At 70.7% G+C, this 12,929-nt stretch carries 10 protein-coding genes; 5 read left to right on the top strand and 5 right to left on the bottom strand.

Translation table 11 applies throughout. The annotated features are described in order from the left end of the window. The first annotated feature begins 5 nt into the window (after nt 1-5). The 4 genes from OG524_RS33715 (at nt 6) to OG524_RS33700 (ending at nt 3,347) form a co-directional block, all read left to right on the top strand. The gene (locus OG524_RS33715) at nt 6-845 is read left to right on the top strand and encodes a carbohydrate ABC transporter permease (RefSeq protein WP_405393016.1); all 840 of its coding nucleotides are present in this window, start codon (nt 6-8) and stop codon (nt 843-845) included. A gap of 20 nt (nt 846-865) precedes the next feature. Beyond that, nucleotides 866-2,224, top strand: a complete 1,359-nt coding sequence (locus OG524_RS33710) for a GH1 family beta-glucosidase (protein ID WP_405393017.1) — start codon at nt 866-868, stop codon at nt 2,222-2,224. A 146-nt stretch (nt 2,225-2,370) separates the two neighbouring features. Next, entirely contained in the window at nt 2,371-2,748 is a 378-nt protein-coding gene (locus tag OG524_RS33705) for a hypothetical protein (RefSeq protein ID WP_405386560.1), read from the top strand. A gap of 290 nt (nt 2,749-3,038) precedes the next feature. Then, nucleotides 3,039-3,347 carry a UBP-type zinc finger domain-containing protein gene (locus tag OG524_RS33700; protein ID WP_405386561.1) on the top strand — a complete coding sequence of 103 codons (309 nt, stop codon included), beginning with the start codon at nt 3,039-3,041 and terminating at the stop codon, nt 3,345-3,347. Between the two features lie 160 nt (nt 3,348-3,507). On the opposite strand, the gene OG524_RS33695 is transcribed toward OG524_RS33700, so the two are convergent. From OG524_RS33695 to OG524_RS33685, 3 genes are all read right to left on the bottom strand, one after another. Continuing rightward, the gene (locus OG524_RS33695) at nt 3,508-5,289 is read right to left on the bottom strand and encodes a discoidin domain-containing protein (protein WP_405386562.1); all 1,782 of its coding nucleotides are present in this window, start codon (nt 5,287-5,289) and stop codon (nt 3,508-3,510) included. Between the two features lie 96 nt (nt 5,290-5,385). Further along, nucleotides 5,386-6,501, bottom strand: coding sequence for a DUF1996 domain-containing protein (locus tag OG524_RS33690; RefSeq protein WP_405386563.1), 1,116 nt, complete (start codon nt 6,499-6,501; stop codon nt 5,386-5,388). A gap of 653 nt (nt 6,502-7,154) precedes the next feature. Continuing rightward, a complete protein-coding gene (locus OG524_RS33685) occupies nt 7,155-8,288 on the bottom strand; it encodes a S1 family peptidase (RefSeq protein ID WP_405393018.1) in 1,134 nt (377 codons plus the stop codon). A gap of 249 nt (nt 8,289-8,537) precedes the next feature. Here OG524_RS33685 and OG524_RS33680 point away from each other — a divergent pair, with 249 nt between their 5' ends. Then, nucleotides 8,538-9,566, top strand: a complete 1,029-nt coding sequence (locus tag OG524_RS33680; RefSeq protein ID WP_405812274.1) for an SCO7460 family lipoprotein — start codon at nt 8,538-8,540, stop codon at nt 9,564-9,566. A gap of 119 nt (nt 9,567-9,685) precedes the next feature. On the opposite strand, the gene OG524_RS33675 is transcribed toward OG524_RS33680, so the two are convergent. After that, a complete protein-coding gene (locus tag OG524_RS33675; protein WP_405812273.1) occupies nt 9,686-11,197 on the bottom strand; it encodes a carboxylesterase/lipase family protein in 1,512 nt (503 codons plus the stop codon). Nucleotides 11,198-11,326: 129 nt separating this feature from the next. Beyond that, a complete protein-coding gene (locus OG524_RS33670; RefSeq protein WP_405386568.1) occupies nt 11,327-12,811 on the bottom strand; it encodes a UDP-N-acetylmuramoyl-L-alanyl-D-glutamate--2,6-diaminopimelate ligase in 1,485 nt (494 codons plus the stop codon). Between the last annotated feature and the right edge of the window lie 118 nt (nt 12,812-12,929).

Below are 12,929 nucleotides of genomic sequence, written 5' to 3'. Positions count from 1 at the left end.
CCCCCATGGCCGCGCCGCAGTCCTTCCTCTGGACCCGCCGCATCATCCTGACCCTGCTCGCGGGCTTCGTCCTGCTGCCGGTGTATGTCATGGTCAGCAGCTCGCTGAAGCCGCTCCAGGACGTGTCGGGAAAGTTCCGGTGGATACCGACCAGCCTGACCGTCCAGCCGTACTTCGACATCTGGGACACCGTCCCGCTCGCGAAGTACTTCGTGAACTCCCTGATCGTCGCGGGGGCCGCGACGGTGTGCTCGGTGACCATCGCGGTGTTCTCGGCCTACGCGGTGAGCCGCTACAGCTTCCGCGGCAAGCGCGTCTTCACCGTCACGGTGCTCTCCACGCAGATGTTCCCGGGGATCCTCTTCCTGCTCCCGCTGTTCCTGATCTTCGTCAACATCGGCAACAGCACAGGCCTCGCCCTGTACGGGTCGCGCGGCGGGCTGATCCTCACCTATCTGACGTTCTCCCTCCCCTTCTCCATCTGGATGCTGATCGGCTACTTCGACTCCATCCCGAAGGACCTGGACGAGGCCGCCCTGGTGGACGGCTGCGGCCCGGTCAGGGCCCTGTTCCAGGTCGTCGTGCCGGCCGCGGTGCCGGGAATCGTCGCCGTGTCCGTGTACGCGTTCATGACGGCGTGGGGCGAGGTCCTCTTCGCCTCCGTGATGACCAACGACGCCACCCGCACCCTGGCCGTGGGACTACAGGGATACGCCACCCAGAACGACGTGTACTGGAACCAGGTCATGGCGGCCTCGCTCGTCGTCAGCGTGCCCGTCGTCGCGGGATTCCTGCTCCTGCAGCGCTACCTGGTCGCCGGGCTCACCGCGGGAGCCGTCAAGTGACCGACAAGGAAAGGCAGTCGGTGAACGACCTCAACACCCTCCCGGCCGACTTCACCTGGGGCGTCGCCACGGCCGCGTACCAGATCGAGGGGGCCGTGGCCGAGGACGGCCGCTCCCCCTCCATCTGGGACACCTTCTCGCACACCCCGGGCGCCGTCGACAACGACGACAACGGCGACGTGGCCTGCGACCACTACCACCGGGTGCCGGAGGACATCGGCCTGATCAAGCAGCTGGGCGCGGACGCCTACCGCTTCTCGATCGCCTGGCCCCGGATCGTGCCGGGCGGCGACGGTCCCGTGAACAAGGCCGGCCTCGACTTCTACGACCGGCTGGTCGACGGCCTCCTGGACGCCGGGATCGCTCCGTTCGCCACGCTCTACCACTGGGACCTGCCACAGGCGCTCCAGGACCGCGGCGGCTGGACGGTCCGCGAGACCGCCGAGCACTTCGCCGCGTACACCTCCGTCGTCGTCGAGCGCCTCGGCGACCGGGTGAAGGACTGGGCCACCCTCAACGAGCCGCTCTGCTCCGCGTGGATCGGCCACCTGGAGGGGAGGATGGCACCGGGGCTGACCGACCTGACGGCAGCGGTCCGCGCCTCGTACCACCTCCACCTCGGCCACGGTCTGGCCGTGCGGGCGATCCGCGCGCAGTGGCCGGACGCCCGGGTCGGCATCGTCAACAACCTCAGCCCGATCGAGCCGGCGACCGTCAGCGACGCCGACCGCGCGGCGGCCGTCCGTGCCGACGGTCATGTCAACCGCTGGTGGCTGGACCCGGTCCACGGCCGCGGGTACCCGCAGGACATGCTCGACCTGTACGGGGTGGAACTGCCCGTCCGGCCGGGCGACATGGAGGCCATCGCGGCGCCGCTCGACTGGCTCGGGCTGAACTACTACTTCCGCCAGGTCGTCACCGCGGACCCGCACGGACCCGTCCCGAACGCCAAGCAGGTCTGCCTGCCGGGTGTCCGGCACACCCACATGGACTGGGAGGTCCACGCCGACGGCATGGAGCAGCTGCTGCTGCGCCTCACCGAGGAGTACGGCGCACAGCGGATCTATGTCACCGAGAACGGCTCCGCCTACCAGGACGTCGTCCGGGACGACGGCTCGGTGCACGACCCGGAGCGCACGCGGTACCTGGAGGAGCACCTGTCCGCCTGTGCCCGCGCGGTCCGCAAGGGCGCGCCGCTGGCGGGTTACTTCGCGTGGTCGCTGCTGGACAACTTCGAGTGGGCGTACGGCTACGACAAGCGCTTCGGCCTGGTCCACGTCGACTACGCCACCCAGCGCCGCACGATCAAGAGCAGTGGCCGGCGCTACGCGGAGCTGATCCGCGAGACCTCGGGCGGCAGGCCCCGCAGAACGGCCTGAGCCCCTCCCCGGGCGACGGCCCGAGCCCCCGGCGCGGCATCCCCACATGCCCGCGTCCGGGGGCACCTGCCGTCCGGGGCGCGGGCACGTCCGGAGTCCCGCCGGACGTGATCAGGACCGGGCGGTCCGGCACATATGCTCACCGTATGGAGCAGAGCGAAGTCCTCAAGCGAGTGATCGGCATCCTCACGGAGGCGGGCGAGATGCAGCGCCAGGCCGAGGAGGACGACGGGAGCGACCCGGAGGTGGGCGGCAGCATCGTGACGAGCCTGCTCAACGAGACGATGCCGCACATCGCCATTCCCGGTGACGCGACCGTCGAGGAGATGGCCGCGCTCGTGGGCCGGGAGGTCGGCGGCGCCGTCGAGCAGCTGGTCGGTGCGTTCACCCTGGCCTTCATCGCGCTCGCGCAGATCCACGACTCGGGGCAGCAGGACGTGACCTCCACCGACGTGCTCCAGGACCTGGCGCTGCGCGCCGAGGAGCTGAGCTCGGACGACGACGGCCCGGAGGACTCCCCCTAGGGACCCGGGCCGGCGGCGGGCCGCGCTCAAGCGGTGAGGGCTTCCCGTCGGTCCGGCCGGCCATCGGTTGACATGCGGCTGCCCGGTGGGAAGGTGGAGAGGGTGCCAGGCGCGCACACGGACCGTAAGGCCGGCACACGGACGTGCGGCGCCGGAGCGCCGACGGCTGCGACGACGGCCGGCCGGACGCCGTTCCCGGCCCGAACGCTCCGGCCCGATGACGGCGCCCCGGCCAGGACCGGCGCTCCGGCGGGCCCGAGGGCCGGGACCGACACGAAGGAGGCTCCGCCATGGCGGGCGAACCGACGACCCCGATCTGCGGCCACCTCGACCAGGTACGGCACGTCACCCCGGACAGCGCGGATTCCTGCCCGGCCTGCGTCGCGAGCGGAGACACCTGGGTCCATCTGCGGGAATGCCAGACCTGCGGACACGTCGGCTGCTGCGACTCCTCCCGCAACCAGCACGCGACCGCCCACCGCACCGCGACCGGCCACCCGCTCATCCGCTCCTACGAGCCGGGCGAGACCTGGTGGTGGTGCTACGAGGACCAGGTCTCCTTCGACGTCGAGGGAACCCCGCCGGCCCGGGCCGCCTGAGCACCCGCACATGGCGCTCAGGCCGTCCGGCTGATAGCAGCACGGCTCCGTCACATGGCGACACGGCTCCGCGGCGGGCCACGGAACTCCGTGGCCCGCCGCGGACTTCCTGCCGCGCCGACAGCGGGGGGAAGGACGGCGCGGCGGGTCCTACGAGCGGTCAGCGCCGGTATACGCCGAACTCGTAGAGCGAGTAGCCCCAAGGGGTGCCGCGCACGGAGGTGTTCACCCGTACGTAGCGCGCGTTGCCCGCGACGTCGATGCCGTCGATGCCGCCGTTGCCCTCGGTGACGGTGTGCACGGTGGTCCAGTCCTGGCCGTTGTCCGAGGTCTGGAGGGTGTACCCCTTGGCGTAGGCGGCCTCCCAGGCCAACTGCACGTGGTCGAAGACGGTCTTCGACCCGAGGTCCACCTGCAGCCACTGCTGGTCGGACCAGTCGCTCGCCCAGCGGGTGTCGAAGGACCCGTCGACGGCGTTGCCCGCGGGGCAGGGGCAGCCGACACTGCCCGGCTGGAAGGTGGACGCGGTGGCCGGCTTGCCCGCCGCCACGTTCGTACCACCCACCTGCGGCGGCACCACCTCGAAGGACTTCGTCTCGATGCCGACGTTGCCCTTGCCGTCCGACGACTTGATGTAGACCTTCCACACACCGAGCCGGTCGGGCGCGGTGACCTCGAAGGTGCCGTTGCCCTTGTCCGTGAACCGGGCGTCCGTCAACTGGCCGCTGTCGTCGACGTACTTGCTGCCCAGGAGCACCTGGTGGGTGAGCGCGTCACCGTCCGGATCCGACACGGACGCCTTGACGGTGAACGGCTTGCCCGCCTGGACCGCGGAGGCGTTGTCGACCGTCATGCCCGTGATCACGGGCGGCGTGTTGTCGCCCGAGGTACCGGCTCCGTACGCCTCCTTGACCGCGTAGTACGAGAGCCGCTTCTGGCCCGCCGGGAGCAGGTTGAACCAGACGCCGCCGAAGTCGTACTCGGTGCCGTAGTGGAAGAGCGTCGCGCCGAGCGCCACTCCGGTGTGGCCCGTGACGCACTGCCACGCCCTCTTGTAGCCCTCGGCCTTCGCCACGTCGGTCGGCTCGTCCGGTACGCCGTTGGCGTCGTCCGGAACCTCCCACTCACCGGCGGGGCCGCCCTCGGTGACGATGTAGGGCTTGTCGAAGCCCCCGTTCTCCCAGGTCTGGCGGATGTCGCAGACGGCGCCGTAGGAGTTCACGGCGTAGAGGTCGAGGTCCGGGGCGTTCCTCTTGTAGTAGGACCAGGCGCCCGTCCAGGCATCCGTCGAGGTGACCGGGTGGTTGGAGTCGACCGCGTGGATCTTCTTGGTGATGTCGTTGACGAACGTCGTGTACGCGTCGCGCTGCTGCTCCAGGGCCTCGCCGCTGTAGCAGTTCTGCAGACCGAGCACGGACTCGTTGCCGACGTTCCACATCAGGACGCCCGGGTGGTCCTTGTAGGTCTCCACCCACTTGGGGAACTCGGCGAGCATGTTGTTCTTGTAGTCGGTGTCCGTCAGGTAGTTGACGCACCCGCCGCTGCCGGGACCGCCGCCGGGCTGGAGCCAGAAGCCGGCGACGACCTTGACGCCGTGTTCGGCCGCACTGTCGAGCAACGGTTTCGTCGTGGCGTCGGTGCCCCACGTACGGATGGTGTTGACACCCATCGACCTGACGTCCGGCATGTACCGTCCCGCGTCGGCGACGGCCGGGCCCCAGGTCAGCCCCTTCACCGTGTACGGTGCGCCGTCGACGGTCAGCCGCCAGGCGCCCTGCGACCCCTCGACCTTCACGACACTTCCGGCGGCCTGGGCGGCGGGTACGGGCAGGGCGGCCGCACCGGCGACGACGACGGCCGCGACGGCGAGGCGTGCGGTGGTCCGTCCGCGGACGCGACTGCGCCCACCGGCGACCGGGGGGATGAGACGTGGAATGTTCATGGGGGCGGTAGCTCCTCGTGGGGGATGCGGGGCAGCAGGCATGGAGAGCGCTCTCCCTCGCGGGCGCACCGCACTCACGAGGGAGAGACGCATGGGTCAGGGCAGTTCGTAGTTCTCGTCCAGGGCGGCACCCTCACCGGGGCGGTTCTGGTCGTAGCCCCGGGCGTCGCACTGGAGGCCGCCGACGACGCAGTGCTCGACCATGGCGTCGAGCGTGGCGTCGTCCCAGGCGTTGAAGAAGTCGTAGTGGAAGGAGTGACCGGTACCGCTGGCCAGCCTCACCTGCGACATGTCACCGTTGACCGGCCAGGCCATCTTGAACTCGATCATCGGCAGGGCGACCGGGTGGCTGGTCGGGCAGACGTTCTGGTTGGCACCCTGGGCCTTCGGGTAGGCCATGTGCGCCTGGTGGCCGGGGGTGTCCAGGTTCTTCCCGTCCCAGCAGCTGGGCGCCTGCATACGGAGGTTGAGCTGCACGTCAGGACGGGACGGGCAGGCCGCGGGGAAGTCGAAGTTGTTGTAGCTCTCCCCGCACTCCCAGCCCTCGACCTTGCCCGGGTGGTTGCGGAACTCCTCCAGCGTCTGCGTCGGGCTGCCGACGACGAAGCGCAGCCCCTTGGGGAACGGCCGGACACTGGTGTAGTCGGTCACCCCCGACTTGTAGTAGATGGTCTGCGGTCCTGCCGGGCGCACCTCCTGGTCTCCGTTGTAGAGGGTCGGCATCCAGTACGCGGACAGGTCACCGGGCGCCTTGCAGGCGGTTCCGCCCGCGCCGAGCGAGGCGGTGGTGCTGTTCTCGTCCGTGGTGTCGTTGCCCATGAAGGTGTGGTTGTGGGACTTGCCGGCCTGGCCGGGATAGACGATCGGGTCCACCGAACCGGTGTGGTTCACCGAACAGTTCGCCTGGAACTCGTGGAAATACCGTGTCGGCGGGATCTCCTCGGACGGCACGACCCCGGTGACCGGCGGGTTCGCCGGAATGTATCCGTCGCCGTCCGGGTCGTCGCCGGACGGGACGGGGGCGGCCGCCGCCATGACGTGCCCCTGCATGACATGTGACGCCGCGGCGCGGTCACCGGTCGCCGCAGGGGCGGCGTCCGCCGTTCCGGCACCGGCGTTCGTGATCGCCGTGAGACCCATGACCACGAGGGCCAGGGCTGTCGCGACGATCAGGGCGGACACCAGGGTGGTTCTGCTGAATCTTTCGGCCATGCGGACCTCCATGCCGCTCTGCGTCCACGCACATCGGGTGCGCGGTGGGGGGAGAGTGGAGCTGGATGGTGCACCACGAAGGCCGCCCGCCCGGTGCGCCGTGAGCCCTTGCGGACGCCGGGCGCCATCTGCGGGAGAGCGCTCTCCAAGCGGTGCCAGTGTTACGCCGCCGCTGAGAACATGTCAATAGTTGGTGAACGGTGCGCCGTGCACAGGGAGTTGGGCCCGGCTGCTGCGGGAGGGCCTGACACTCCTCCGGCGGAAGACCCTGGGGGCGTTTTTCCGCTGGTCCCGTCTGCTGTCCCGACCTGCGGGCGGGCCGGCCCGCCTCGCTCGCGACAGGGAATCCGGGGGTGGGAGGCGCGGAGGGCGGGCCGCCGGAGGTTGTACGCCAAACCCTCGGCGGATGGGGCCGGGGACACATCACCCGTACCCCGACCACACCCCGCCGGGCGGCGACACCGGCAGGCCCCGGGCAGAGCCTCGGGCGCGGGGCGGGAAAGACCACGAGGTCTGCTGCGACAGGGGGCCACCCTTCTGTCGCAGCAGACCGGCCACATGCAGCCCGACCACCGGGTCACCGGGTCACCGGGTCACCGGGATCGGACGTCATCACGCGTCGTGCTGTGTGGAGCGCCGAACCACATGGAGCGTCAGGCGGTGTGGAGCGTCAGCCCGTAGCGGTTGAGGATCTCGTTGATGGGCTGGTACCAGGTCTCGCCGCCGCTGCTGCAGTTGCCCCAGCCGCCCGAGGTGACACCCTGCGCCTGGTCGCCGCTGATGAACGAGCCTCCCGAGTCGCCGCCTTCCGCGCACACGCTGGTCTTGGTCATCTGGCGGACGGCGCCCTGGCTGTAGTTCACGGTCTCGTTCTTCGCCAGCACGTTGCCGCAGTGCCAGTGCGTGGTGGAGCCGGAACGGCAGATCGAGGCGCCGATCGGCGCCTCGTTGGAGCCGCGGACCAGCTGGTCCGAGACGGTGCCCCAGCCGAGGACGACCGGTACGGTCCACCAGCCGCTGCCCACGTTCACCCAGGCGTAGTCGTTGTCCGGGAAGGATGATCCCTGGAAGTTGCCGATGGCGGAGCCGTCCCAGCCCCTGACCGACGCGCCCGCCTGGCCGCAGTGCCCGGCCGTGACGAACCCTCCGTGCACCGAGAAGCCTATGGAGCAGCGGACGTTGCCGGTGTAGTACGGGTCGCCGCCGACCGTTCCCGCGGCGAAGGTCTGCGGGGCCTCCGAGGTCTGCTTCACCGTGACCGGCCCCGCCTTGCGGGCCTTCGCGACGAACGCGCGGACATCGTTGTCACCCTGCTCGGATGCGACGACGTTCACCACGACGGTGCTCGCCCGGGGGTCGACGTGCCAACTGCTCACACCGCTGGGTGCCGGGAGCGCGTCGATCCGCGCCTTCGCCGCGTCGAGCTGCCGGGCGGTGTGGTCGACCACGCGGACGTCCGCGCCGGTCGCCCGGACCGAGCGGGCCTTCGCGCCGTCGGTCACGGCGACGGTCAGCTTTCCGCTGGCCGCGTCGAACCAGGAACCGCCGAACGAGGCTCCAGCCGCGCTCTTGGCGGTGCCCTGCAGGGCCGTCGCCGCCTTCTCGGCGGTGATCCGGGCCTCGGCCTGACTCTTCGTCAGCCCCAGGTCCTTCTGCATCGCCGTGATCAGTCCGGCGGAGGCCTTGGGTTCGGCCGCCGTGGGGGAATCGGCAGCCGAGGCCTGGGTGAGGCCGGCGGTTGCCCAGGTGCCGATGATCAGCAGTGCGGAGAGTCCGGTCCGCACCATCGTCGTGTGTCTCAAGGGAGTGCCCCTTCTGTTGTTCCAGCATCGTGGGGGTGGAACAGAAAGCGTCCGAGAGCGCGGGGAACAGCGATTGAGAGCGCTCTCAGAAGAGTCGCAACGGACTGTAGTCCAGTTCGATAGGCAGGTCCATGCCAATGACGGTCCAGTTGAGTAGGTGTACTGATCCCGCGACCCGTCAGCGGTCCTACTGTCACAGGAACGACGTGCCGGAAACACCGCGAGGAGCAGGCAGTGGCCGGATCACGCCGTAGGCAGCTGCGAGCCGGACTCACCACCGCCCTGGTCGGATCATTCGCCCTGCTGCTCGGCGCCTGTGGGGTGCTCAGCACCGAGGAGGACCGGCGGCTCGCGTCGGAGCTGGCGGAGAAGCACTTCCCCGGTCAGCTGGAGTTCATCGGGGCGCGCACCCTCTTCCCCGGGACCGGTGGATCGGAGATCACGTTCTCCGTGTCGGACGACCGCGACGCCGTGGTACGCCTCGGCGTCGATTCCGGGAAGGGAAACTGCGACTACAAGGCGTGCGAGCGGGCGTTGGCCGACGCGCTCGCGCGGGGCAGGTCCGAGGCGGCCGACTCACGCGTCCTCAGGAGCGCGTTCGAGGAGTGCGGTTACGAGGTCGTCGGCGTCGACCCCGCGAGCGGAGCTCCGTACGTCGTCGCCCGGCCCACGAACTCCACCGTCACCGCGGTGATCGCCGAGGTCGGCGGGTGTGTCCGGCGCTGGGTGCCGGCGGCCGGCGCCGTGGGACCGCTCGCGAGGAAGGGCGGCACGGCGGTGAATCTCGTCTCGCCCCGGGTCGCCGAGCGCCGCGACACCGGCAAGGCGTCCTGGCCCACCACGATGCGGCTGAGCCCCTCCGGCCTGCTGGCGTCTCTGGGTGAACACCCGTACTACTCCGTCGGATACGACATCGCCGGGGGCCGGGTCGACACGGCGGGCCGCGCCCGGATCGTCCGGCCGTTCGAGCTGAGGCAGGAGTTCGGCCGGACCGTCGAGAAGGCGGTACGGGAGGAGCTGCGCGCCACGTATCCGCAGGTTCGGACGAACGTCTACAAAGGTGTGTGGCAGCTCGAACCCGGCACGGTCGACCGGCAGACCGGCTATGTGCTCTTCTGCGAACGGCCGGACGCGAAGAAGCGGTGCCTCGGCGACCACGCGGTGGTCGTGACCACGGACGTGCGGGGCAATCCGGTCGGGGAGCCGCGGATCGTACGCGATGTCCGCGAGGGCGGAGGCGCGCTCAGGCTGCCACCGCTGTAGCCGAGGCCGTCCGCCGTCGGTCGGACCGCCACCACTGCGGCCCCCCGCCACCGCTGTATTCGGGCCCGCCCCGACACCGCTCAAGGAGCCGTCGCACACCCCCTGCCCGCCGCCGACGCTCAGGGTGTGAGCAGCGGAAGTCCGGCGGCACGCCACCCCGCCCGGAACGCGTCTTGCGCACCGTCGGCGTCCTCTCCGGCCGTGTCCCAGATCCTCACCGCGTCCGTGGAGCCGCCGACAGCCGGCCAGCCGGGGTCGCCGGTGGCGGCGAAGTCGGCCCAGGCGCGCGTCATGCGCTTCGAGAGGTCGTGGTCGACGGCACCCGGCGGCCCTCCGACAAGGAAGTGGACGCTCTCCTCGTCGAGGTTGCCGAAGGCGAACGGGATGTCCGCGCAGTGCCAGGCCCGGACCCGCTCCCCCGAACCGTCACGCCGGCGGGTGAACCGGGACAGGAAGGCACGGCCGCCTGCGCGGGCGTGGGATTCGGCGAGTCTGCTGCTGTACTCGCCGAACAGCATGTCCCCGTACACGGCGAGGAACACGTCGAGGACCGGGCGGCCGGGCATGAGCTCCCGGTAGGCGTCCAGCAGTTCGGGGGTGAGCTCGAAGTCCGCCGCGAAGACGGCGAGTTGCTCCTCCGTGGTGATCTTCGCGCTGCTGCCGACGGCGTCCAGCAGCCAGTACTCCTCGGTGGTGTGGCAGACCAGCAGGTCCACATCGGCCGCGCCGAACCCGGCCGCCGCCGTCAGCGGGTCCAGGGGAAGGGTGTCGCCGCCCGCGATCGGCCCGTAGAGGGCCGGGTCGTAGTGGCGCTGTCCCGATACGGGGTCGCCCCGGTAGCGGTCCGCCACGGCATCCGAGGCGTCGACGAGGGCGCCCGGGGTGGCGGAGACCAGTCCGTCGTACGTGGCCGGCACACCCGCAGCGGCGGCCACCTCCCGTGTGGTGCGGGCGGCGGACTCCGGCGTGGCGCAGGCGTTCACGGCGCTGTGCGCGATGGCGCGGCGGAACAAACCGCGGGCCCGGTCCATCGCCATCAGGCAGGCCACCGCCGTCGCTCCGGCGGACTGCCCGGCCACGGTGACGTTGCCGGCGGCGCCGCCGAACGCGGCGATGTTCTCCCGCACCCACTCCAGCGCGGCGATCTGGTCGAGCAGGCCCCGGTTGTCCGGGCAGGAATCCCCGTCGGCGCCGGGCGGGACATGGCCGAACCCCTCGAATCCGAGCCGGTAGTTGAGTGTGACGACGACGAGTCCCTCGCCGGCCAGGGCGGTGCCGTCGAAGTCGGGCTGCGCGGAGGAGCCGAGGACGAAGGCGCCGCCGTGGATCCACACCAGCACGGGGAGCCCGTCGCCGCCGGTGCCCGGGGTCCAGATGTTGAGGCTGAGGACGTCCTCGTCGCCGGGTGACCAGCTCGGCGCTCCGGGCAGTTGTGCCGACTGCGGGGCGACGGGCCCGAAGGCCGCACCGTCCCTGATGCCGTCCCAGGCGGCGGCAGGGCGCGGTGCCCGGAAGCGGTCGGCGCCGAACGGCGGGGCCGCGTAAGGGATTCCGCGCAGCACGACGACTCCGGGGTCGCGTGCGGTCCGCCGTCCGCGGACAGCTCCCGACCTCGTCCTGAACACCGTCATCCGCGCTCCCCCGTTGCGTCCTCCACCGTCGTTCGGACGGCTCGGTGTCAGCCTTTCACCGCGCGGCCGGTCCTGGCCAACACCCAGATCGCATCCGTTGACGCACTTCCTATGTGAATCGCCGGACCTTTACAGCAGCCCCTTCGCCCGGGCGATCTCGCGCACCGTGGCCATGTCGCTGAACGGCAGCAGTTCGTCACCGACGATCTGGTGGGGCTCGCTGCCCTTGCCGGCGATCAGCACGATGTCGTCCGGTCCCGCCTCGGACAGGGCGAAGTCGATGGCCTGGCGGCGGTCGGCGCATCGTTCGAAGGGGGTGCCGGTCGCCTCGATGCCGGGTGCGACCGCGTCCAGGATGGCCTCGGGGTCCTCGTGGCGCGGATTGTCCGAGGTGAGGACGCACAGGTCGGAGTGGATTCCGGCGATCGTCCCCATCTCGACCCGCTTGGTGGTGTCCCTGTCCCCTCCGCAGCCGAAGACGGTGATGACCCGGCCCCGTGCGAAGCCCCGGACGGTGCCGAGGACCTTGTCCAGGGAGTCCGGGGAGTGCGCGTAGTCCACGATCACCGAGGTGCCCTCCGCCGTCGTCAGCCGTTCGAACCGGCCCGGGATCTGCGGCATCCGTTCGAGCGCGGCGACCAGCCCGGCCAGGTCGTGGCCCAGGAGGTGGCAGGCCGCGACCGTGGCAAGGGCGTTGGCCACCGAGAACCTGCCCGGCGAGGGGATCGCCGCCGGGTACTTGCGGCCGTCGTGGTGCAGCGTGAAGCGGGTGCCCGAGGCGTCCACGGTCAGGTCGGTGGCCCGGTAGTCGGCCTCGGTATCGAGGGCGTACGTGGTCACCGCACCGGGCATCATCGCCGGGATGGAGGCGCCCACCGGGTCGTCGGCGTTGACCACGGCCCGCTCGCACAGCCCCTGGAAGAGCCGGAGCTTGGCGTCGCGGTAGTGCTCCATCGTGCCGTGGTCGTCCAGGTGGTCCTGGCTCAGATTGGTGAAGACCCCCACGTCGACGAAGGTGTGGTCCACCCGGTGCGTCAGCAGGCCCATCGACGTGGCCTCCAGCACGACGCTGCCCACGCCGCGGTCACGCATGCACCCCAGCAGGTACTGCAGGTCGGGCGATTCCGGCGTGGTAAGCACCGACTGCGGCATCGGGATCAGCTCGTCGCCGATCCGGCTGCCCGCCGTGCCGATCACCCCGGCCTTCGCACCCTCGGAGATCCGCAGCACGGACTCCACCATGTACGAGACCGAGGTCTTCCCGTTGGTGCCGGTGATGGCCACCACGTCCATCTGCCGTCCCGGCTCGCCGAAGTAGCGCGAGGCGACGACCGCGGCTGCCGTACGGGTGTCTGGTACACGCACGACGCAGACGTCCGCCTCCACCGTGGGCAGCACGCAGTTCTCGTCCACGACGACCGCTGCCGCGCCCCTCGCCACGGCGGGCGCCACCGCGTCGGGGCCGCCCTCCACATGCCCGGGGACCGCGATGAACAGCGATCCCGGCACGACCCGGTCCGCGTCGAAGGTGGTTCCTGCGGTGATGCGCGTCCTGTCAGGGTCGCCCTGGAGGATGTGGTGGGCCTCCCCGGCCAGCAGCTCGCTCAGCTTCAAGATGATCCCTTCGAAGGGCTCGGGCCGCGGGCGGCCGTCGCCGGAGCACAGCTACGGCATGCGCCGGGGCTGTGGTGGTGAAGTGGAGCGCGTGCGATGTGTGACGGGTCGCCTGTGT

Source organism: Streptomyces sp. NBC_01520, assembly GCF_045040375.1.
In the GTDB taxonomy this organism is placed as follows: domain Bacteria; phylum Actinomycetota; class Actinomycetes; order Streptomycetales; family Streptomycetaceae; genus Streptomyces.
The sequence above is the reverse complement of the archived record's forward strand: the minus strand, read 5'-3'. Positions and strand labels throughout refer to the sequence as shown.